Annotated in this window: 19 protein-coding genes; 14 read left to right on the forward strand and 5 right to left on the reverse strand. The window is 75.1% G+C overall.

Features of this window, described 5'->3' with window-relative positions; genetic code table 11:
- The coding region (locus ASF82_RS10550; protein ID WP_369814274.1) for an AAA family ATPase at positions 1 to 2,586 on the reverse strand (2,586 nt) is incomplete at its 3' end.
- Between the two features lie 327 nt (positions 2,587 to 2,913).
- Between ASF82_RS10550 and ASF82_RS10555 the strand changes: the two genes are divergently transcribed.
- Positions 2,914 to 3,309, forward strand: a complete 396-nt coding sequence (locus ASF82_RS10555; protein ID WP_056056834.1) for a hypothetical protein — start codon at positions 2,914 to 2,916, stop codon at positions 3,307 to 3,309.
- A 204-nt stretch (positions 3,310 to 3,513) separates the two neighbouring features.
- Here ASF82_RS10555 and ASF82_RS10560 read toward each other — a convergent pair whose 3' ends face one another.
- A complete protein-coding gene (locus ASF82_RS10560) occupies positions 3,514 to 4,401 on the reverse strand; it encodes a sulfurtransferase (RefSeq protein WP_056056837.1) in 888 nt (295 codons plus the stop codon).
- Between the two features lie 39 nt (positions 4,402 to 4,440).
- On the opposite strand from ASF82_RS10560, the gene ASF82_RS10565 reads away from it, so the two are divergent.
- Positions 4,441 to 5,127 carry a DUF4166 domain-containing protein gene (locus tag ASF82_RS10565; RefSeq protein ID WP_056056838.1) on the forward strand — a complete coding sequence of 229 codons (687 nt, stop codon included), beginning with the start codon at positions 4,441 to 4,443 and terminating at the stop codon, positions 5,125 to 5,127.
- Complete coding sequence (locus ASF82_RS10570; RefSeq protein WP_056056840.1) at positions 5,124 to 6,104, forward strand: epimerase; 981 nt, start codon at positions 5,124 to 5,126, stop codon at positions 6,102 to 6,104. Before ASF82_RS10565 ends, ASF82_RS10570 begins: the two co-directional genes overlap by 4 nt.
- Positions 6,105 to 6,181: 77 nt before the next feature.
- Here the strand turns inward: ASF82_RS10570 and ASF82_RS10575 are convergent, their stop codons facing one another.
- Positions 6,182 to 6,427, reverse strand: coding sequence for a glutaredoxin domain-containing protein (locus tag ASF82_RS10575; protein ID WP_056056842.1), 246 nt, complete (start codon positions 6,425 to 6,427; stop codon positions 6,182 to 6,184).
- A gap of 93 nt (positions 6,428 to 6,520) precedes the next feature.
- Here ASF82_RS10575 and ASF82_RS10580 point away from each other — a divergent pair, with 93 nt between their 5' ends.
- Positions 6,521 to 8,002, forward strand: coding sequence for an amidohydrolase family protein (locus tag ASF82_RS10580; protein WP_056056844.1), 1,482 nt, complete (start codon positions 6,521 to 6,523; stop codon positions 8,000 to 8,002).
- Positions 8,003 to 8,380: 378 nt separating this feature from the next.
- Here ASF82_RS10580 and ASF82_RS10585 read toward each other — a convergent pair whose 3' ends face one another.
- A complete protein-coding gene (locus ASF82_RS10585; RefSeq protein ID WP_082514562.1) occupies positions 8,381 to 9,343 on the reverse strand; it encodes a PDR/VanB family oxidoreductase in 963 nt (320 codons plus the stop codon).
- Positions 9,340 to 9,954: a helix-turn-helix domain-containing protein gene (locus ASF82_RS10590; protein WP_235491263.1), complete on the reverse strand. Its 615-nt coding sequence runs from the start codon at positions 9,952 to 9,954 to the stop codon at positions 9,340 to 9,342. Before ASF82_RS10590 ends, ASF82_RS10585 begins: the two co-directional genes overlap by 4 nt.
- Before the next feature lie 319 nt (positions 9,955 to 10,273).
- Between ASF82_RS10590 and ASF82_RS10595 the strand changes: the two genes are divergently transcribed.
- From ASF82_RS10595 to ASF82_RS15925, 10 genes are all read left to right on the forward strand, one after another.
- Positions 10,274 to 11,548, forward strand: coding sequence for an amidohydrolase family protein (locus tag ASF82_RS10595; RefSeq protein WP_056056846.1), 1,275 nt, complete (start codon positions 10,274 to 10,276; stop codon positions 11,546 to 11,548).
- 5 nt (positions 11,549 to 11,553) lie between these two features.
- Entirely contained in the window at positions 11,554 to 12,336 is a 783-nt protein-coding gene (locus ASF82_RS10600) for an ABC transporter ATP-binding protein (RefSeq protein WP_056058967.1), read from the forward strand.
- Positions 12,336 to 13,220 carry an ABC transporter permease gene (locus ASF82_RS16160; RefSeq protein ID WP_056056848.1) on the forward strand — a complete coding sequence of 295 codons (885 nt, stop codon included), beginning with the start codon at positions 12,336 to 12,338 and terminating at the stop codon, positions 13,218 to 13,220. The genes ASF82_RS10600 and ASF82_RS16160 overlap by 1 nt, the downstream gene beginning before the upstream one ends.
- Before the next feature lie 155 nt (positions 13,221 to 13,375).
- Entirely contained in the window at positions 13,376 to 14,557 is a 1,182-nt protein-coding gene (locus ASF82_RS10610) for a hypothetical protein (protein WP_056056849.1), read from the forward strand.
- Between the two features lie 3 nt (positions 14,558 to 14,560).
- Positions 14,561 to 15,982 (forward strand): FAD-binding oxidoreductase, encoded by a 1,422-nt coding sequence (locus tag ASF82_RS10615; RefSeq protein ID WP_200931997.1) that lies wholly within the window; start codon positions 14,561 to 14,563, stop codon positions 15,980 to 15,982.
- The gene (locus ASF82_RS10620) at positions 15,979 to 16,806 is read left to right on the forward strand and encodes a creatininase family protein (protein WP_056056851.1); all 828 of its coding nucleotides are present in this window, start codon (positions 15,979 to 15,981) and stop codon (positions 16,804 to 16,806) included. The genes ASF82_RS10615 and ASF82_RS10620 overlap by 4 nt, the downstream gene beginning before the upstream one ends.
- On the forward strand, positions 16,803 to 17,399 hold the full coding sequence (locus ASF82_RS10625; RefSeq protein ID WP_056056853.1) for a pyridoxamine 5'-phosphate oxidase family protein: 597 nt from the start codon (positions 16,803 to 16,805) through the stop codon (positions 17,397 to 17,399). Before ASF82_RS10620 ends, ASF82_RS10625 begins: the two co-directional genes overlap by 4 nt.
- 106 nt (positions 17,400 to 17,505) lie before the next feature.
- Positions 17,506 to 18,282, forward strand: coding sequence for a DUF1275 family protein (locus ASF82_RS10630; RefSeq protein ID WP_235491264.1), 777 nt, complete (start codon positions 17,506 to 17,508; stop codon positions 18,280 to 18,282).
- Positions 18,275 to 19,690 (forward strand): allantoinase AllB, encoded by a 1,416-nt coding sequence (allB, locus tag ASF82_RS10635; protein WP_056056854.1) that lies wholly within the window; start codon positions 18,275 to 18,277, stop codon positions 19,688 to 19,690. The genes ASF82_RS10630 and allB overlap by 8 nt, the downstream gene beginning before the upstream one ends.
- Before the next feature lie 304 nt (positions 19,691 to 19,994).
- A complete protein-coding gene (locus tag ASF82_RS15925) occupies positions 19,995 to 20,606 on the forward strand; it encodes a TetR/AcrR family transcriptional regulator (protein WP_082514564.1) in 612 nt (203 codons plus the stop codon).
- Positions 20,607 to 20,776: the final 170 nt, after the last annotated feature.

A 20,776-nucleotide genomic window follows, 5' to 3' on the forward strand; every position in this document is an offset into this window, starting at 1 on the left:
GCCGCGGCGGATCGCCCCGACGTTCTCGGCGATGGTCGTGGCGCCCGCGTCGACCAGCACGACGGTGTCGAAGGGCACCGTGTCGGCGATCGTGTGCACCTCGTAGGGCGAGGCGAGCCACACCGGCGCGACGGCGCGCGACAGGTGCGGCGCCGCGTCGTGCAGCAGGCGCGCGGTGACGTGCCGCTGGCGCAGCAGCATCTTCAGCGCCGAGGCCTCCTCGGGCCAGTCGACGAGGCCGATCTTCCAGTTCTCGGCGAGCTGCCACCCGAGCAGCTGGGCGCTGCCGGCGGCGTGCGCCTCGTCGACGAGGCGGAAGTCGGCCTCGAGGCGGTCGAGCATCGCCGTGTTCGCGCCGAGCAGGGCCCGGTCGGCCTCGAGCAGCGACTCGAGCGCCGAGCGCCACCAGGCGAGCTCGAGCTCGGCGGCGACCTGCTGCTCGGGCACGTGGCGCTCGGCGAGGTCGGTGATGAGCGGCGTGAGCTCGAGGTCGCGGAGCGTCGTCATCAGCTCGGTGCGCTCCTGCAGGTTCTGCAGCACGTCGCTCTCGGCGGCCAGGGCCTCGAGGCGCTGACGCAGCTCGACGACGCCGATCTGGGTCAGGCCCTCGTCGCCGGCGAGGCCGAGCGGACCGTCGAGGCGCTCGAGGTCGTGCGAGACCTGCTGGTGCAGCACGTGCGCGTCGGCGATGCCGGTCGGCACCTCGGGCGGCGTGCCCGCGGCGACGTAGCGCTGCCACATGATGCGCTGCTGCTGGATGCGCTGCAGGGCGCTGTGCAGGTCGGCGATGTGCACGCCGGGCCGCACGTACTCCTTCGCGAGCTTCTTGAGGCGGCGGCGGTTGGCGCTCGACATGTCGGGCGCGTCGCGCTTCGGCGCCGTCGCCGCGACGAGCTCCGCCACCGAACGGTCGAAGACCACGGGCAGGAACTTGTCGAGGGTGTCGCGGATCTCCGTGAGGAGGCGCAGGTAGACGCCCAGCTCCGCGACCGACTCGTAGGGGCGCATCCGCGTGCTGCCGATGACCTCGTCGGCGCGCTCGAGCAGCCGGGGCAGGTCGCGGTGGTGCAGCGACTTCGCCAGCTGGTGCGCGTCGCCGGCCCCGAAGGAGTCGGTGAACCGGGAGCCGTACCAGGGCGAGTCGCCGGGGCCGTAGCGGAACTCGCCGAGGTTGGCGGCGTTGACCATGGTCTCGGCGACCCGGCGACGGCCCTCGACCATCGCCTCGACGCTGCGGCGGCTGAGGCGGGCGGTCGTGGCCGGGGCGGCGGGCAGGAGGGCGAGGCGGCTGAGCTCGGTGAGGCAGTCGAGCACCGAGACGCGGAGCTCGGGGTCGCGGCGGCTCAGCGCGCCGCGGTAGTCGACCAGGACCTTCCGCAGGCGCACGAGGGCGTCGTCGACCTCGCCCATCTGCGGGTGGGTGGCCTTCTCGTCGCGGGCGATGGCGCGGATGACGTCGCGGCGCAGGGTCGTCGGCGCGACCGCGACGCCCGGCAGCCCGATGTCGGCGAGGCGGGCGGTGATGCCACGGAGCGTCGCCCGGCGGGGGCTGACGACCAGCACGCGCTTGTTCTGCGAGACGAGCCGGCCGACGGCGTTGACGATGGTCTGGGTGCCGCCGGTGCCGGGCAGCGTCTTGACGACGACCGAGTTGCCGGCCGCGATCTGCGCGACGACGTTCTCCTGCTCGGGGTCGGCGTCGAGCAGCAGGGTGTCGGTCTCGGGGCTGCGCTCGTCCTGCGGCGTCGCGGTCGTCGGGCGGTACGCCTCCTCGACCTGGCGGAGCGCCATCGGGTTGCCGGCGAGGGCGTCGAGCACCGGGTGGTCGAGCTGGCGCGCGTCGAGGGCCATCTCGGTCGAGACCTCGGCGAAGGTCGAGACCACGAGCCGGGGCTGGACGGTGAACCAGTCGAGGTGAGCGGTGAGGCCGCGGAGGCGGTCGATCACGGGGTTCGGCGTGAACGACCCGTCGCGGCCGGCCAGCGCCACGAAGGCGTCGGCGTCGAGCGAGATGTCGAACTGGTCGTGCAGGGCGTCGGCGAGCGCGGGGTTCAGCACGGGCTCGCCGAGCAGGCGGACCTCGAAGTCACGGCCGTGACGGCGGATCGCCAGCGGGCGGAGCAGGACGGGGGCCCGGAAGTCCTCGCCGGCGAACGACCAGGCGGCCATGCCGATGGCGAGGTGGACGGCGTCGATGCCGCGGACCGTCGCGAGCTCGAGCCCCTTCGCCGCGATCTCGCCCGCGGCGACGCGCGCCGTGCGCAGGGCGAGGTCGTCGCGGATGAGGCTCGAGAGCAGGGTGGTCTTGCCGGTGATGAACTGCGCGAGGCCGCCGGGGTGCGTCGTGCTGAGCTCGATGCGCGCCCGCTGCTCGTCGCCGAAGTGCAGGAGGGTCGACGATCCGCCGACGCTCGAGAGCGTCCGCCGCCAGCCCTCGCGGATCGGCTCCGCGGCGTTGCCGACCTCGAGGCCCGGCCTGCCGAGGCTCAGGGCGCCGGGGGCCACGACCCCGGGCGCACTCGTCGGGGCGACGACAGGACTGGTCCCGTCGTCGCCGTCGTCATGCTGTCTGTCGGGTCGCCACACACGGCCACCTTAAGCTGCTTTGCCCGACATGTCGGGGAGGACGGGCGGACGGTCAGGCACCCCGACCCCCGTCGAGGGCACGGCGAGCGACACCCGTCCGGCAGCTCGACGACATCGCGCAGCACGCTCGTCGTGCTGCGCGACACCCGCAGTACATGACGATGCTTCGCGCATCATGCTCGACAACATGCGTTCGCGGTACATCCCGCACCGCCCTGTGGACAACTCGGTGACGATCTACATGGATGCAGTACCGTCTACACATCACCGGCTCCCGCGCACGGTGACGAAGACACCATCATCACGACATCGCACACTGGAGCCCCCATGCCCTTCGAGCAGAAGTACACCGACGAGACCCGCGAGAAGTCGCTCGCCCGAGTGCTGGAGCGGCGCGAGGCCGAGCCGGGCAACCGCTCGATCATCCGCGAGACGGCCGAGGAGTTCGAGGTCGGCGAGCAGTCGCTGCGCGGCTGGATCCGGGCCCACGAGAAGGCCAACGCCCCGGCGCCCGTCGAGCCCGAGGTCGCGGCGGAGGCCGCCGAGGCCGACGAGAGCCTCGAGGAGGCCGCCGCCGTCGCCGCGCCCCGCCGGGGCCGCCCCCCGGGCTCGGGCAGCGCCGCGACGAGCGACCGCATCAGCGAGCTCGAGGCCGAGGTCGCGCAGCTGCGCGCCGACCGCGAGGCCCTGAAGCGCGCCATCGCCGTCATCGTCGCCGACTAGCGGCGGGTCGGCCGGCACAGCGGGTCGGCTGGCACAGCAGGTCGGCCGGCACAGCAGGTCAGCCGGCACAGCAGGTCAGCGCGGCCGCCGGGCCTCCGAGGGGGGAGGAGGCTCACCGGCGGCCGCGCTGATGGATCCAGTGTGACAGCTGAAATGTCGCATGTCAAACGGCGCGACGCGCCTCGATGTCAGCGCCCTCGGTCGTCAGGGGCGTCGGTCGTCAGGGGCGTCGCTCGGGTCGCCGACCGCCACGGGCCGCGCCGGGTCGGACGACCAGGCGCTCCACGACCCCGGCCAGAGCGCCGGGCGGGCCCCCGCCAGGGTGAGCGCCAGGGCCGCGTGCGCCGCGGTCACGCCCGAGCCGCAGTACACGGCCACGTCGCCCTCGAGGTCGACGCCCGCCTCCCGGTAGCGCGCCGCGAGGGCCGCCGGCTCGAGGAACGTCCCGTCGGGCCCGAGGTTGCCGGCCGTCGGCACGCTCAGCGCACCGGGCACGTGCCCCGCCCGCGGGTCGACCGGCTCGACGTCGCCGCGGAAGCGCTCGGCGGCGCGGCTGTCGACGAGCGCGCCGTGCTCCGGCCACTCCCCGGCCTCCTCCGTGTCGACGACGCCGAGGCCGTCGCGCCCCGCCCCGATCGGCTCGAGCACCACGTCGCCGGGCACGGGCGTCACCTCGCCCTGCTCCACGGGCAGGCCCGCGGTGCGCCAGGCCGCCAGCCCGCCGTCGAGCAGGCGCACGTCGGCCACCCCCGAGACGCGCAGCAGCCACCAGGCCCGCGCGGCGGAGAGCCCGCCCAGGTCGTCGTAGACGACGACGGCGTCGCCCCGGCCGAGGCCCCACCGTCGCGCCGCGGCCTGCAGGTCGGCCGTCGCGGGCAGCGGGTGCCGCCCGTCGGTGGGGGCGCCGTGGCCCGCGAGCTCCGAGTCGAGGTCGACGTAGACCGCCCCCGGCAGGTGCCCGGCACGGTGGTCGTCGCGGCCGTCGGGGCGGTCGAGCCGCCACCGGACGTCGAGGAGTCGCGGGGCACGCGGGCCCCGGAGCTCGCGCTCCAGCTCGGCCGCGGTCACGAGGGGGTGCACGGTGGTCTCCATGCGCCGAGGCTACCCACGCCGTGCCCCTAGGCTCGGCACGTGTCCGTCGCCCCGACCACCCCGCCCCCGTCGCCGTGGGAGTCCGTGGCCGGTGACCTGCTCGACGGGCTGCACCCGCGACTCCGCCCGTACTTCGCGGCGATCCCGGTCGGCTCGGTGGGCGTCGGCCACGGCGTCCTCGACCGCGTGGGCACCCCGCGGCGCTGGCTGTGGCCGGTGCTCGCCGTGCTCGGCCGGCAGGGCGTGCTCTTCCCCGTCTGGCAGCACGACGTGCCCTTCGGCGTCGTGAACACCCCCGGCGTCGACCCCGCCGGCGACGTCGTGGTGGGGGCGGTGCGCACGTTCGCGTTCTCGGACGACCCCGACTCGCACCGCAGCATGGTCGACGCGATCACCGCGGGGCCGGGCGGCCTCGTCGACCACCTGGGCACGCGACGCCGCTGGTCGGCCGACCTCGCCGTGGCCGTCGTCGACGGCGGGCTCGTGCTCACGTCGGGGGCGCTCGCCCTGCGCGTCGGTCGCCGGCACCTCCCGCTGCCCCGGGCGGTCTCGCCGCGCGTGACGCTGCACGAGGCATTCGACCCGGCGGCCGGGCGCCAGCGCGTCTCGCTGACGCTCGACGCCCCGGTCGTCGGCAGGATCTACGAGTACTCCGGACACTTCGACTACCGGATCGAGCCCCGCGCCGCGGCGGCCGACCGCCACCCAGGGGGAACAACACCATGACCGAGCACGTCGTCCTCGCCGGGGCCTCCGGCTTCATCGGCCAGCACCTCGCCGCCGCCTACCGCGCGCGCGGCGCCCGCGTCAGCACCGTCGGGCGCTCCCGCTCCGACGCCAGCTGGGGCGACACCGCGGGCATCACGGCCCTGCTCGAGGGCGCCGATGTGCTCGTGAACCTGGCCGGCAAGAGCGTCGACTGCCGCTACGGGCCCGAGAACCGCGCCGAGATCCTCCGGTCGCGGGTCGAGACCACGCGGGAGCTGGCGGAGGCGGTGCTCGCGTGCACCGCGCCTCCCGCCGTCTGGTTCAACTCGTCGACCGCGACGATCTACCGCCACGCCGAGGACCGCCCGATGACCGAGTCGACCGGGCAGATCGGCACCGGCTTCTCGGTCGACGTGGCGACGGCCTGGGAGCGCGAGTTCTTCGCGCCCGACCTGCCCGCGACCCGTCGGGTCGCGCTGCGGATGGCCATCGTGCTCGGCGACGGCAGCGCACTGGTGCCGCTGATGGGGCTGGCGCGCGCCGGCCTCGGCGGCCCGCAGCTCGACGGCCCGTGGCCCGCGACGCGGGCGCGGCTCGCGGCCGGCACGCACCACCGCGAGGGCGCCGGCGGCGGGCGCCAGAAGTTCAGCTGGATCCACGTCGACGACGTGCTCGGCAGCATCGAGTGGCTGCGCGAGCACGAGGAGGTCGACGGGGTCGTGAACCTCTCGTCGCCGAACCCGACCGACAACCGCACGATGATGGGCGTCGTCCGTCGTGCGGTGGGGATGCCCGTCGGCCTGCCGGCGACGCGGTGGATGCTCGAGCTCGGCACGGCCGTGCTGCGCACGGAGACGGAGCTCGTGCTGAAGAGCCGGTGGGTGCTGCCGGAGCGCCTGGTCGAGGGCGGCTACGAGTTCGTGCACCCGCACCTCGACGAGGCGGTCAAGGGCGTCGTCGCCGAGCGGCGGCAGCGGATCGGCGGCCGCGGGTAGCTCCGCCGGCGACGCGGGGGCCAGGGCGCCCGCCTCCTGCCTGCGGCTGCGCCTGGGCCCGCGCCTACTGCCTGCGCCTAGAGCTTCGCGGCGAGCTCGGGGTCGGTGGGCTCGACGAGGTGGCTGCCGTCGGGGAAGACCACGACCGGGATCTGCGTGCGACCGCTGATCGCGTATGCCCGGTCGGCGCCGTCCTCCACGGCCTCGACGTCGACGTAGTCGTACTCCACGCCCTCGCGGTCGAGCAGCGCCTTCGAGCGGCGGCAGTCGCGGCACCAGTCGGCGCCGAACATGAGGATGCGGTCGGGGGTCTGGTCGCTCATGCGGGCGAGCCTATCTGCGGAGCGTGGGGGCGACTCCCCCTGTTCGCACGGGGCGGAAACGCGCCCGACACACGGCGCTGCTAGGAATCTCGCATGCCCACGACGCCCCTGCCGACCTCCCTGCCGCCCGGCCGCCTCCTCGAGGTCCGCGGCGCCGTGCGCGTCGTCGTCGACGAGTCCACCGAGACCGCCGACAGCCTCTGGGTGCGGGACGGCGTCGTGGTGGCGCCCCCGGGCGAGGACGCGCTGCGCGGCGGGCACGACGTCTTCGACGCCGGCGGGTGCGTCGTCACGCCGGGGCTCGTCAACGCGCACCACCACCTGCTGCAGAGCGGGTTCCGCACGCTGCCCGGCACGCGCCACGTGCCGATGGCCGAGTGGCTGCCCGCGATGGCCGCGGCGTACGGCTCGGCCGTGATCGACCCGTCGCTCGTCGCGGCGACCACGGCCGTCGGGGTCGCCGAGGGGCTGCTCGCGGGCGTGACGACCGTCGCGGACCACCAGCTCAACTGGCCCGCCGCGCCCGGCCTCGGCGGGGGCGCCCCCGGCAGGGCCGCCCTCAGCGGGGCCACGGCCGACGCCGCCGTGGCCGACACCGTCGCGATCGCCCGGAGCATCGCGGAGACGGCCCGGGGGCTCGGCGGGCGGCTCGTCTTCGTGAGGGGCTCGGCGCGCGACGACCCGCAGCGCGCCGCGGCGTCGGCCGAGGCGATCGTGCAGGGGCTGCTCGGGGCGGAGGGGCCGGTGCCGCGGGGCGGGGTGAGCGCCGACGGGATGCTCCAGCTCGCCGTCGGGCCGGCCGGCGTGCACAGCGACGGGCGCGAGACCTTCGAGCTGCTGGCCGAGGTCGCGGCCCGCCACGGGCTGAGGAGGCGCACCCAGGCGAACGAGCAGGTCGACGTCGCGATCGCCCTCGAGCGCTGGGGGCGTCGCCCGCTCGACCTGCTCGACGACTGGGGCTGGCTCGCCGACGACGTCACGATCGCCCACCTCTGCGCGGTCGACGCGGGCGAGGTGGTGCGGCTGGCGGCGGCCGGGGTCACCGCGACGCACGCCCCGGGGTGCGACCTGCCGATGGGCTGGGGCGTGGCGCCGGTCGCGGCGCTGCGCGCGGCGGGGGTGGTCGTCGGGCTCGGCACGAGCGGCGGCGGGAGCAACGACGCGGGGCACCTGCTGGCGGACGCGCGGCTCGCGATGCAGGTCGCGCCGCTGGCGCCGCGGCCGGGGGGCGCCGAGGGCGCTGCGGGCGCTGAGGGCGCTGCCTCGTCGCCGACGCTGACGCTGACGGCCCGGGACGCGCTCGGGCTCGCCACCTCCGGCTCGGCCGCCGGGCTGGGCCGCCCCGAGCTCGGCCACCTCCGGCCCGGTGCCGCCGCCGACCTCTGCCTCTGGGACGTCTCGGGGGTCGCGGACGCCGGGGTCGCCGACCCGGTCGCGGGGCTGCTCTGGGCGAGCCCGGGGCGGCGTCCGCGCCACGTGCTCGTGGCGGGCCGCCCTGTGGTGCGTGACGGGCGCCTCCTCGGGGCCGACGAGCACGAGCTGGTCGCGGCCCTCCGCGAGCGCGTGGGCCGCTGACGCGCGGTGAGCCGGGTGCGCCCGGCGCGGCCGCGGTGGCGGGCGCCCGAGGCGAGAGCATCCTGGCCCCGAGGCCCTCCGTCACCGGGTGTTCCGGTCCCCGCGGGGAGTGATGTCTCTCAAATTTGAGAGTCGCAGGGGCCTGGGGCAGGAGCGACGGCGGAGGCGGACGCGTCGTCGAGGCGAGGGGAAGGTCGATGTCCGCAGCTCGGTCTCAGTAATGCGAGAGCGATCCGGCTCGGCGGGCCGTGGGCAGGGGGAACTGTGGGGCCCGACTCGCGGATCGCTCTCAAATTTGAGAGGACGGGGCAGGAGGCGCGGGGCGAGTCGGGGCGGGAGGCGCGAGGCGCGAGGCGCGAGGGGCGGGGCGCGCGGGCGCTACAGGTCGAGGACCAGCCGGGGGCACGCGGCCCGCGAGACGCAGGGGAACATGCGGTCGCCGGCGGCCTGCTCGTCGGGCGTCAGGATCGAGTCGCGGTGGTCCACCTCGCCCTCGAGCACGGGCGTCTCGCAGGTGCCGCAGGTGCCCTCGCGGCAGCTCGACAGCACCAGCACGCCGGCCTCCTCGACGACGTCGAGCACCGAGCGGTCGGGCGGCACCGTGACCGTCAGGCCCGAGGCGGCGAGCTCGACCTCGAACGACTCGTGCCGCACCGGCTCGCCGACCTCCTTCGGCTCGAAGCGCTCGACGACGACCTGCCGCCCGGCACCGGCCGCCTCCACGGCCGAGACCAGCCTCTCGGGCCCGCAGCAGTAGGTCGTCGTGAACGCGGCCATCCCGGCGAACAGGGCGTCGACGTCGAGCCGGTCGCCCTCGTCGGCGGCGTGCACGTGCAGCCGGTCGCCGTGCAGCTCGGCCAGCTCGTCGAGCAGGGCGAGGGAGGCGCGGCTGCGGCCGGCGTAGTGGATCACGTACTCGACGCCCGCACGTGCCGCCGCGCGCGCCATCGCCGAGATCGGCGTGACGCCGATGCCGCCCGCGACGAACACGTACGAGGTGCCGCGACGGGGCTCGAACTCGAAGTGGTTGCGGGGCCCGGCCAGCCGCACCGCGTCGCCGACGGCCAGGGAGTCGTGCAGCCAGGCCGAGCCTCCTCGTCCGTCCGTCTCACGCAGCACGCCGACCCGCCAGGTGGGCGCGTCGGGGTCGCCGCAGAGCGAGTACTGCCGCACCTCGCCGCCGGGCAGGGCGACGTCGACGTGGGCGCCGGGCTGCCAGCGCGGCAGGGGGCGGCCGTCGGGCGCCGCGAACTCGAAGAGCTCGACCCGGTCGGCGGAGCGGGTGCGGGCCGTCACGACGACGTCGAGGGCGGTGTCGGGCAGTCGGGTGGGGGCGGTCACAGGGTCTCCGGTCTCTGCTTGACGACGAACAGGCGGTAGCCGTCGTCGTCGACGGCGGCCCAGCGGTGGGCGGTGCCCCCGACGTAGTAGAGGGAGTCGCCGGGGCCGAGCACGTGCACGCCCTCGTCGCCGAGCTCCACGCGCAGGCGACCGGCGAGCACGTGGACGAACTCGTCCTCCGCGTGCTCGAAGAAGTCACCGGGGTCGCGGTTGTAGCCGGTCATCTCCATCGGGTGGAAGGCGCGGTCGCCGTGCGTCAGCAGCCGCGCCGAGGCCTGCCCGTAGCGCCCGGTCGAGCCCTCGGCCGCCGCGACGTGCACGACGCCGGGCTGGTCGCCGGGGCGGTCGTCGTCGACGGCGGCGAGGATCTCGACCTGGCTCGTGCCGAGCGCCCGGGCGATGCGCTCGAGCGAGACGAGGCTCGGCCGGGCGAGCCCGCGCTCGAGCTGGCTGAGGAAGGGGTGCGACAGCTCGGCCTCGCCGGCGAGCTGCACGAGGGTGAGGCCCCGGGCCCGGCGCAGCCGCCGGATGCGCGAGCCCACGGCGAGCGCCTGCGGGTCGACGGGCGCGGCGGCGGGCGCGGCGGTCACCGCGGCGGGCGCGGCGGTCACCGCGGCAGGCGCGGCGGTCACCGCGGCGGGCCCCGGGGCCGATGCCGGCGCCGAGGTCGCTGCCGACTCGGCGGCGGGAGCCACGGTGTCGATGTCGTCGAGGGACGTGACGGGAGCCTCCTGGATCGGGTGGACAGACGAGGTCTACCACGGCGGTCGGACGGCCCGGCCCGCAATTAACACGGCGAAACGGCCGCGTCACGTGCCCGAAACGAGCCGTCCTTAGATTGAACCATGTTGATGCGATCAACATTCTGCACCCTGCACCGTCCGGCCCTCCCCCCGAGGGGCCACCGGCCGACAGACCCGAGGACGACCCGTGAGCCGACTCCCCCGCCCGATCTCGCTGCTGACCGCGGCCACCCTGCCCGACGGCTCGGTGGTCGACGTCGTCCTGGCCGGCGACACGGTGGAGGCGGTCCTCCCGGCGGGCACGGCGGCACGGGCCCCCGAGGCCGAGACCCTCGACCTCGCCGGCCACCTGCTGCTCACCGCCCCCGCCGAGCCGCACGCCCACCTCGACAAGGCCCTCTCCTGGGACGCCATCCGGCCCCCGATGGGCGACCTCGAGCTCGCCATCGCCTCCTGGCGCGTGCACGCCGCGACGATGACCGTCGACGACGTGGCCGACCGCGCCCGCCGCCAGCTGCTCGCGATGCTGGCCCAGGGCACCACCGCGGTCCGCACCCACGTCGACGTGCTGCTCGGTGCCGAGGCGACGCGCGGGGCGGAGGCGCTGGTGCGGGTGCGCGACGAGCTGCGCGACCTCGTCGACGTCGAGATCGTCGCCCTCGCCTCGCAGGACAGCCCCGACCGCGACGTCGAGGCCGTCCTCGACCTCGGCGTCGACCTCGTCGGCGGCGCCCCGCACCTCTCCCGCGAGCCCGAGCGCGACCTGCACCGCCTGCTCGACATCGCGGAGCGCCGCGGCGTCGGCGTCGACCTGCACACCGACGAGAGCCTGCACGGGCCCGACACCCTGCTCACCCTCGCGCGCCGCGTGGAGCACTGGACGACGCCGGTCTCGGCCGGCCACTGCGTGCGCCTCGGCAGCATGCCCGCCGCCCAGCGCGACGAGGTGGTCGAGGCGGTCCGCCGTGCCGACGTCGGCGTGATCGCGAACCCGATCACCAACCTCTACCTGCAGGGGTGGGAGTCGCCGGTCGCCACGCCCCGCGGCCTCACCGCCGTGCGCGAGCTGCTCGACGCCGGGGTGCGGCTGGCGGCCGGCGCCGACAACGTGCGCGACCCCTTCAACCCCCTCGGCCGGAGCGACGCCCTCGAGACGGCGATGCTGCTCGTCGTCGCCGGCCACCTGACGATCGACGAGGCCTGGCACGCGGTGAGCGACGGGGCGCGGTCGGTCATGGGCCTGCCCGTGGCCGGAGCCGTGGCGGGGGCGCGGGCGGACCTGCTGGCGATCCGCGCCTCCTCGCTGGCGGAGGCCGTGGCCTCGGCGCCCGCCGACCGCACCGTGCTGCACGCCGGCCGCGTCGTCGCCGAGAGCGTCGTCACGCGGCACGTCGCCGCCCCCGCCGCCGAGCGCGCCCGGAGCGCCGCCCCCACCGACCGCACCCTCACGGAGACCAGGTGACCCGCATGACCACCACCGCCACCCCCCGCCCGAGCGCCCCGGCGCCGACGACCGTCGGCACGCTGCTCGACTTCCGCGACGTCGCCATGCGGTTCCCGAACGGCACGGTCGCGCTCGAGGGCGTCGACCTCACCGTCGACCGCGGCGAGTTCGTCACGGTCGTCGGCCCCTCGGGCTGCGGCAAGTCGACCCTGCTCCGGATCGCCTCCGGCCTGGAGAGCGCCTCGGCGGGGCGGGCCGAGGTCGACACCGACCGCATCGGCTACGTCTTCCAGGACGCGACCCTGCTGCCGTGGCGGAACGTCCGCGACAACGTCGAGCTGCTCGCCGAGCTGAACGGGGCCTCGAAGGCCGACCGGCGCCGCGCCGCCGCCGAGGCCATCGACCTCGTCGGCCTGTCGGGCTTCGAGACGTCGCTGCCCAAGGAGCTCTCGGGCGGCATGAAGATGCGCGCCTCGCTCGCCCGGTCGCTGACCCTCGACCCCGAGCTGTTCCTCTTCGACGAGCCGTTCGGCGCCCTCGACGAGATCACCCGCGAGCGCCTCAACGACGAGCTGCTGCGGCTCTTCGTCGAGAAGTCGTTCGCCGGCCTCTTCATCACGCACTCGGTCTCCGAGGCCGTCTACCTCTCCACGCGCGTCATCGTCATGTCGGGCCGGCCCGGCGGCATCGTCGGCGAGTTCGACGTGCCGTTCCCGATGCCCCGCGACCCCGACATCCGCTTCACCCCCGAGTTCGCCGAGCTGGTCGGCGAGGTCTCGCACGCACTCCGAGAAGGGCACCGCTGATGGCGATCGACACCCGGGTCTCCCCCGCCGAGCCGAGCACGGCGCCCGCCGCGCAGCCCCGGCTGACCGGCCCCCGCGCCCCGCGCCGGGCCCTGACGCCCCGCGCGGCGCGGACGCGCGACGTCGTGCTGCCGATCGTGGTCTTCGTGGCGCTGATCGGCGTCGGCTACCTGATCGCGCTGTACTACGACCAGGTGCGCGGGCTGCCCTTCCTGGTGCCGTACCCGCACCTCGTGCTCAACGCCGTGCTGCTCGACGCCGACTTCCGCCCCGACCTGCTCGAGGCGCTCGGCAACACGACGCTGATCGCGGTGATCGGCCTGGCGATCGCCATCGTGATCGGGGTCGCCTGGGCGGTGCTCATGGTGCAGGCGCGCTGGATCGAGAGCGCGCTCTTCCCGTACGCGGTCGTGCTGCAGTGCATCCCGATCCTGGCGCTCGTGCCGCTGATCGGGTCGCTCTTCGGCTACGAGATGCCGTCGCGCATCATCGTCACGGTCATGTTCGCCCTCTTCCCGATGGTGTCGAACACCCTGTTCGGCCTGCAGTCGGTCGACAAGGGCCAGCGCGAGCTCTTCCAGCTGCAGGGCGCCTCGCGCCTCACCCTGCTGACCAAGCTGCGGTTCCCCGCCGCGCTGCCGTCGATCTTCATCGGCCTCCGCAACTCGGCCGGGCTCTCGGTGATCGGCGCGATCGTCGCCGACCAGTTCTTCCAGCGCGGCGACGGCGGCCTCGGCGTCCTGATCTCGGTGATGAACCAGCGGCTCAACGGCGCCGAGATGTTCGCCGCGATCGTCGTCGCGAGCGTCCTCGGCGTCGTGGTCTTCGTGGCGTTCGGCTGGCTCGGCCGGGTCGCGACGGGCAAGTGGTTCACGGCGAACTAGCCGGCCACCGACACGACCGCGGCGGACCGCCCGGTCGGCCCGCGCCTCCGGCGCTCCCCCTCTCTTCCCCTCCCGCACCTCCCCCCACCGTTCCGCCCCCAGCACAGCACCGCTCTGCCCGCTCCCCTGCTCCACCCCCTTGACAGGAGAACCCCATGCCCCGCACCTCCCGCACCCTCACGGCCCTCGGACTCGTCGTCGTGACGGCCGCCGCCCTCTCGGCCTGCTCCGCCGGGCCCTCCGACGACGCCGCGCCCCAGGCCGCCGCGAGCGGCTCGGGCGTCGACCTCTCGGGCGTCTGCCCCGCGACCGTCGTGATCCAGACCGACTGGAACCCGGAGGCCGAGCACGGCCACGCGTACCAGCTGCTCAGCGACGACTACACCGTCGACGCCGACCAGAAGACGGTGACGAGCGACCTCATGGCCGGCGGCCAGCCGACCGGCGTGAAGGTGGAGATCCGGGCCGGCGGCCCGGCGATCGGCTTCAACACCGTCACCTCGCAGATGTACCAGGACGACGACATCACGATGGGCTACGTCACCACCGACGTCGCCGTGCAGAACTCGGCCGACCTGCCGACCACGGCGGTCTTCGCCGAGAACGACATCTCGCCCCAGATGATCATGTGGGACCCGGAGACCTACCCCGACGTGACGACGATCGAGGAGCTCGGGAAGGAGCTGGCGAAGGACGACGGCGTCGTGCGGTACTTCTCCGGCGCCGCGTACATGGACTACCTGATCGGCAACGACATCCTCCCCGAGGGCGTCACCGACGGCAGCTACGACGGCACCCCGTCGAAGTTCGTCGTGTCGCAGGGGAAGGACGCCCAGCAGGGCTTCGCCACGGCCGAGCCGTTCGTCTACGAGAACCAGGTCTCGGCCTGGGGCAAGCCGCTCGAGTACCAGCTGATCAACGACACCGGCTACCCGATCTACCCCGAGGCCATGGCCGTCAAGACGGGCGACCTCGAGGAGCTCAGCCCCTGCCTGGAGAAGCTCGTGCCGGTGCTGCAGCAGGCCGACGTCGACTACTTCGCCTCGCCCGAGGCCACGAACGAGAAGATCGTCGACCTGGTCGAGCAGTACGACACCGGCTGGGTCTACGACGCCGACGTCGCCGCGTACGCCGTGAAGCAGATGAAGGCGCTCGGCATCGCGACCGACGGCGACAACGGCTACGTCGGCGACATGGACGAGGAGCGCATGCAGAAGATCATCGACCTCGACACCGAGATCTTCGAGGCGCAGGGCTCGACGCTGAAGGAGGGCCTCGCCCCGAGCGACCTCTACACGAACGAGTTCCTCGACGACTCGATCAGCCTGGGGTTCTGAGCCGTGGCCGACGCCCTGACCAGCACCGCCGGCACGACCACCGGCACCACCGCCTCCGCCACCGCCGCCCTCGAGGCCGAGCTGCGCGAGCTGCTCGGCGACCGCGGGGTCTCGGTCGAGCTCGCCGCCCGTGAGAGGGCGAGCCTCGACGGCTCGCGCCTCTCGCCGGTGATCAGCGAGCAGCTGCCCCTCGGCCTCGCCGACCTCGTCGCCTACCCCGCCGACGCCGAGCAGGTCGCGGCGGTCGTCGCGGCCGCCGTGCGGCACGGCGTGCCCGTCACGCCCCGCGGCAAGGGCACCGGCAACTACGGCCAGGCGATCCCGATGGCCGGCGGCCTCGTGCTCGACCTGACCCGGGCGCGCGCCGTCGTCGAGGTGGGGGTCGGCTGGATCACCGCCGAGGCCGGCGCGACGATGGTCGCCCTCGAGCAGGCCGCCGCGAAGACCGGGCAGCAGATCCTGATGTACCCGTCGACCGCGCAGTCGACCATCGGCGGGTTCCTCGCCGGGGGCTCCGGCGGCACCGGGTCGATCAAGCACGGCTCGAACAGCTCCGGCTTCGTCACGGCGCTCGACGTCGTGCACGCGGTGCCCGACGCCCGGCTCGTGCACGTGGAGGGCGACGACGCGCAGCCGTACGTCCACAACTACGGCACGGCCGGCGTCATCGCCCGGGCGACCGTCGCGCTCGAGCCGCTGCAGGACTGGCGCGGGTTCTTCGCGAGCTTCGACCGCTTCGAGCAGGCCCTGTCGCTCATCCGCCCGTTCGCGGCCCTCGAGCCGACGCCCCGCCTCGTCAGCGCCGACCTGCCGACGCTCGCCGACGCGCTGCCCGACGACCCGGGCATCCCCGCCGGGCGTGTCAGCCTGCGCGCCATCCTCGACGCCGCCACCGTCGAGGAGGCCACCCGGATGGTCGAGGAGGCGGGGGGCCGCGTCGAGGACGTGCGGGAGGGCCCCCAGACCGCCATGAAGATCAGCATGATGTCGTACAACCACCCGATCGAGTGGCTGCAGAAGGCCTACCCCGACACGTACTTCCACGTCGAGGTCTCCGGCGACGCGCTGGTCGACCGCATCGACGAGGTGCACGCGGTCTACGAGGGCGGCATGCTTCACATCGAGTCGCAGCACGGGCGGCCGATCGGCATGCTCGCCGGGGTCTACCGCTCCGCCGCCGAGGTGTACGCGGGCTTCGCGAAGCTCCGTGCGCTCGGCGTCGGCTACCACAACCCCCACCAGTGGTACGTGGACTTCGAGCCCGAGCGCACCCGCGCCCTGGCCGCGACGACCGACCCCGAGGGGCTGCTCAACCCCGGCAAGCTCGTCGACCCCGCGACGGTCGGCGGGCCCGACCCGGGCGTGAAGGGCGGCCACGGGGCGCCGGCCGCGGTCGGCGTCGACACCGGGGCGAAGGTCTCGTGAGCGACCTGCGGCCCCGGCCTCGCGTCCGCTCGCGCTCGCGCGACCTCGTCGAGCTGAGCGGGCCGGCCCTGTCGGCGGCGCTCGGCGAGGACAGCATCGTGGTGCTGCCCACCGGCGCGATCGAGCACCACGGCCCGCACCTGCCGCTCGCCACCGACTGGCTGATGGCCGACCTGATCAGCCGGGCGGTCGTCGAGGAGGCGGCGGCCGGCGGGCAGGACGTCTGGCTGCTGCCCCCGCTCGCCTACACGAAGTCGGACGAGCACCACTGGGCCCCGGGCACGGTCTGGCTCACGGCCGAGACCCTGCTGCAGACCGTCGTCGACATCGGCCGCTCGGTCGCGGCCACGCCCGCCCGGACCCTCGTCTTCTACAACGGGCACGGCGGCAACATCGCGCTGCTGCAGGTGGCCCTCCGCGAGCTGCGGCGGCGCTTCGGTCTCCGCACCTTCCTGATGGGCACCGGCATGGTGGCGGGCGACGGCGTGAACGGGCCCGACGAGCACGGCTTCGGCGTGCACGGCGGGCACAGCGAGACGTCGATGATCCTGCACCTCCGGCCCGACCTCGTCGACATGGGCCAGGCCCGGCGGTGGATCCCCGACCACCTGCTCGACACCGAGTTCGTGCGCTTCAACGGCGGGCCGGTGCACTTCGGCTGGACGAGCGACGACTTCGGGCCCGACGGCGTCGTCGGCGACGCCAGCGGGGCGAACGCCGCCTGGGGCGCCGAGCTGCACGCCACGGCGGTGCGGAACGGGGTGGCCCAGCTCGCCGAGATCGCGCGGTTCCGGCACCGGCCGCCGGGCGGGCCCGCCGCGTGAGGCTGCCCGACGAGGCCTGGGCCGTGCTCGAGGCGTGGCTGCCGCCCGACGACGACCCCGACCGCCCCCAGGTGACCCTGTCGACGGTCGACGCCGACGGGGGCCCCGACGCCCGCACCGTGCTGCTCTCGTCGGTGGCCCGCGACGGGCTGTCGTTCCACACCGACGCGACCAGCCGCAAGGTCGCCCAGATCCGGGCGAACCCGCTGGTCGCCGTCACCGTGCTCTGGCCCGGCTTCACGCACCAGCTCGTGGTGCGGGGCCGGGCCGAGCCCGCCGACCCCCCGGCCGTGGCCGCGGCGTACGCCGCCCGCTCGCCCTACCTGCAGCAGCTCGCCTGGCTCAACACCCACGACTTCGCCGCGCTCCCGCTCGCCGAGCGGCGCGCCCGCTGGGCCGCGGCCGAGGCCGAGAGGGAGGCGCGGGTCGCCACCGCGGGAGGCACGGGTCTCGAGCCGCCCCCGACCTGGGCCGGCTTCGTCGTGCGCCCCACCCGCGTGACCGCCTGGTCGAGCGCGCCCGACACCGCGAGCCGTCGCGAGGAGTGGGTGCTCGGCGACGGGGGCTGGGCCCACTCCCACCGCGCCGGGTGAGCCGGCCCGCCCCGCGGTGCTGAGCCGGGCTCGCGGTGCTGAGCCGGGCTCGCCCGGGCCCCGCCGCGGGGCTGCCAGACTCGTACCGCCCCACGAAAGGACCGCCGTGACCGACACCGCCGCACCCCCCGCCCCCGAGCGCGCCAGCCGGAACCCGGTCACGCGCCTCCGCCGTGACCAGGCCCGCATGCACCTCGTGATGATGCTCGCGCTGACCTTCACCACCGGCATCATCGACGCCGTCGGCTACCTCGGCCTCGACCGCGTCTTCACGGCGAACATGACCGGCAACGTGGTCATCCTCGGCATGGCGATCGCCCAGGCCGACGGGCTGCCGATCGTCGGCCCCGTGGTCGCCCTCGTGGCGTTCCTCGTCGGCGCGGCGGGCGGCGGGCGGCTGCTGCGCGGCGGCCGGAAGGGCTGGTCGGGCCGCAGCACGATCGCCTTCTCGGTCACCGGCGGCGTGCTCTTCGTGCTCGGCCTCTCGTGCTTCTGGGTGCTGCCCGAGGAGGGGTCGCCCTGGGCCTACACGATCACCGGCCTGCTCGGCGCGGCCATGGGGCTCCAGGCCGCGGCCGCCCGCAAGATCGCGGTGGCCGACGTGACCACCGTCGTCGTCACCTCGACCATCGTCGGGCTCGCGTCGGAGTCGAAGCTCGCCGGCGGCGACGGCAAGAACTTCCCGCGGCGCGTGCTCGCGGTGCTGATGATCCTCGTCGGCGCGGGCGTCGGGGCCCTGCTGCTGCAGGTGCACATCGGCGTCGGCATGGGCGCGGCCGGGGGCCTGACGCTGCTCGTCGCGCTGACCGGGCACCTGATGCGCGAGCGGGTGAAGGCGGCCGAGGCGGTCGCCGCCGGGGCCGAGGGGGCGCCCCGTGGCTGACGCGGTCGCCGACGACCTCGCCGGGGACCTCGCCGGGGACCTCGTCGTGCGGGCCGAGCGCGTGCTCGTCGACGGCGCCTGGCGGGCCGCGTCGGTGCACGTCCGCGACGGGGTGGTGGTCGCGATCGGGTCGCTCGACGCCGTCGCCGCGAGCCCGGGCGGCCCCGACGTCACGCTGCCCGCCGACCAGGTGCTGATGCCCGGGGTGGTCGACAGCCACGTGCACGTCAACGAGCCGGGCCGCACCGAGTGGGAGGGCTTCGCCTCCGCCACCCGGGCCGCGGCCGCCGGCGGCGTCACGACGATCGTCGACATGCCGCTGAACAGCGTCCCGCCGACCACGACCGTCGCCGCCCTCCAGCTCAAGCGCGCGTCCGCGGCGCCGCAGTCCGTCGTCGACGTCGGCTTCTGGGGCGGCGCCGTGCCGGGCAACCTGGGCACGGGCGACCTCCGGGCCCTGCACGACGCCGGCGTCTTCGGCTTCAAGGCCTTCCTGTCGCCGTCGGGGGTCGACGAGTTCCCGCACCTCAGCACCGAGCAGCTGCACGCGGCGGCCCGCGAGCTCGCGGCCTTCGACGGCCTGCTGATCGTCCACGCGGAGGACCCGGGTGAGCTCGACGCCGCCGCGGCCGGTCTGCCCGAGGGTCCCGCCGGAGGCGCGGTGTACGACGACTTCGTGCGCTCCCGCCCCGAGGTGGTCGAGACCACCGCGATCGAGCACGTCGTCGAGGCCCTGCGCGAGACCGGCGGCCGCGCGCACGTGCTGCACCTCTCGTCGGCGCGCGCGCTCGACACCATCCGCGCGGCCAAGGCCGAGGGCCTGAGGCTCACGGTCGAGACCTGTCCGCACTACCTCACCTTCGACGCCGGCTCGATCGCCGACGGCGCCACGCAGTTCAAGTGCTGCCCGCCCATCCGTGACGAGGCGAACCGCGAGCTGCTCTGGGCCGCGCTCGTCGACGGCACGATCGACGTCGTCGCGTCCGACCACTCGCCGTCGACGCGGGAGCTGAAGTTCGCGGGCGACGGCGACTTCGGCCTCGCCTGGGGCGGCATCGCCGGGCTCGAGCTGAGCTTCCGGGCCGTCTGGTCGGGGGCGCGGGCGCGCGGCGTCCCGCTCGAGCGCGTGCTCGGCTGGATGAGCAGCGGCACGGCCGACCTCGTCGGGCTCGGCGACGGCTCCGGGGCCTCCCCGGCCAAGGGCCGCATCGCGGTGGGGGCCGCGGCCGACCTGGTCGCCTTCGCGCCGGAGGAGCCCTTCACCGTCGACGTGACGGCGCTCGCGCACCGCAACCCCGTGTCGGCCTTCGACGGCGCGGAGCTCGTCGGGCTCGTCGCCGCGACCTGGGTGGGGGGCGTGCTCGTGACCGACGCCGCGCCTCCGGCCCGGTTGCTGACCCGGCCCTGAGGCGGGGCGCCACGGCGGGAGCGCTGGGGTGCTGTCAGCGCGCCGGCGGCGACGCGGGTGCCCGCGCGGGTGCTGACTCGAGCGCGCGACGGGCGACCTGTTCGGGCAGGTCGGGGTGTGCCGCGCCGCGCGCTCGCGTCGCTCTCTGGTGCTCCGGGTGCACCAGGCCTGGCGTCTCGGGTGCGTCAGGTACCTCGATGGTAGCGCCCCCGATACTCTCGGGTATGCACCCCGGTGACCCCCCTTCCGGGGGTCAGCCCCGGGCGTGCCCGACGGGGTGCCGGAGCCCGCTAGGGTGGCGGTCATGGCGACCACGGAACGAGAGCGGACCTCACGACCGCCCCGCGCCGAGGTGCGCGAACGGCTGCTCCAGGCGGCCTCGACCCTCTTCTCGCAGCGCGGCGTCCACGCGACCACCCTCGACGACGTCGCGAAGGCCGCGGGCTTCAGCAAGGGCGCGGTCTACTCCAACTTCGAGTCGAAGTCGGACCTCGTCATCACCCTCCTGACGCAGGAGACCGAGGGGGCCCTCGGCGCCCTCGAGCACATGATGCTGCCGGGCACGCCGCTCTCCGACCTCCCCGCCGCCGTGCGCGACGCCTTCGCGCCCTACGCGCAGGTCACGGCCGACGACTTCACCCTGATGAGCGAGTTCCGCGCTCAGGCCCTCGCCGACGAGGCCGTGATGGCGGCCTTCGTCGACCGGCGGCGGGCGGTGCTCGACACGCTGCGCGGTCTCGTCGACGTCGTGCTGCAGGGCCAGGCGCGACAGGTGACCGGGCTGTCGTCCGACACGCTCGCCCGGCTGCTCATCGACGTCGCGCTCGGCTCGGCGTTCGACGCCCCCGCCACCGGCGAGGTCGGCCCGGGCGAGGTCATGGCCGAGGTGCTCGCGGCGCTGACCCGCACCGCCTGAGGCGCCCCGCCTGAGACGCCCCGACCGAGCCGCCTCGCCTCAGCGTCGAGTCGGCGGGTCCGTGTCCTCGTGGGCGCGCTCGTTCGTCGAGTCGGCGGGTCGGTGCCCTCGTGGGCGGGTCGGCGGCGACCCGCCCCCGAGGACGGCGACCCGCCGCACCGGCGGGGACG

Origin of the sequence: Frigoribacterium sp. Leaf164 (genome assembly GCF_001423665.1) — a bacterium.
GTDB lineage: Bacteria > Actinomycetota > Actinomycetes > Actinomycetales > Microbacteriaceae > Frigoribacterium > Frigoribacterium endophyticum.

Excerpts from the sequence above, each read along its gene's own strand:
- ASF82_RS10560 (WP_056056837.1), bottom strand. The coding sequence starts at position 4,401 with ATGGAGACCACCGTGCACCCCCTCGTGACCGCGGCCGAGCTGGAGCGC.
- ASF82_RS10610 (WP_056056849.1), top strand. The coding sequence starts at position 13,376 with ATGCCCCGCACCTCCCGCACCCTCACGGCCCTCGGACTCGTCGTCGTG.
- ASF82_RS10575 (WP_056056842.1), bottom strand. The coding sequence starts at position 6,427 with ATGAGCGACCAGACCCCCGACCGCATCCTCATGTTCGGCGCCGACTGG.
- ASF82_RS10600 (WP_056058967.1), top strand. The coding sequence starts at position 11,554 with ATGACCACCACCGCCACCCCCCGCCCGAGCGCCCCGGCGCCGACGACC.
- ASF82_RS15925 (WP_082514564.1), top strand. The coding sequence starts at position 19,995 with ATGGCGACCACGGAACGAGAGCGGACCTCACGACCGCCCCGCGCCGAG.
- ASF82_RS16160 (WP_056056848.1), top strand. The coding sequence starts at position 12,336 with ATGGCGATCGACACCCGGGTCTCCCCCGCCGAGCCGAGCACGGCGCCC.
- ASF82_RS10570 (WP_056056840.1), top strand. The coding sequence starts at position 5,124 with ATGACCGAGCACGTCGTCCTCGCCGGGGCCTCCGGCTTCATCGGCCAG.
- ASF82_RS10580 (WP_056056844.1), top strand. The coding sequence starts at position 6,521 with ATGCCCACGACGCCCCTGCCGACCTCCCTGCCGCCCGGCCGCCTCCTC.
- ASF82_RS10555 (WP_056056834.1), top strand. The coding sequence starts at position 2,914 with ATGCCCTTCGAGCAGAAGTACACCGACGAGACCCGCGAGAAGTCGCTC.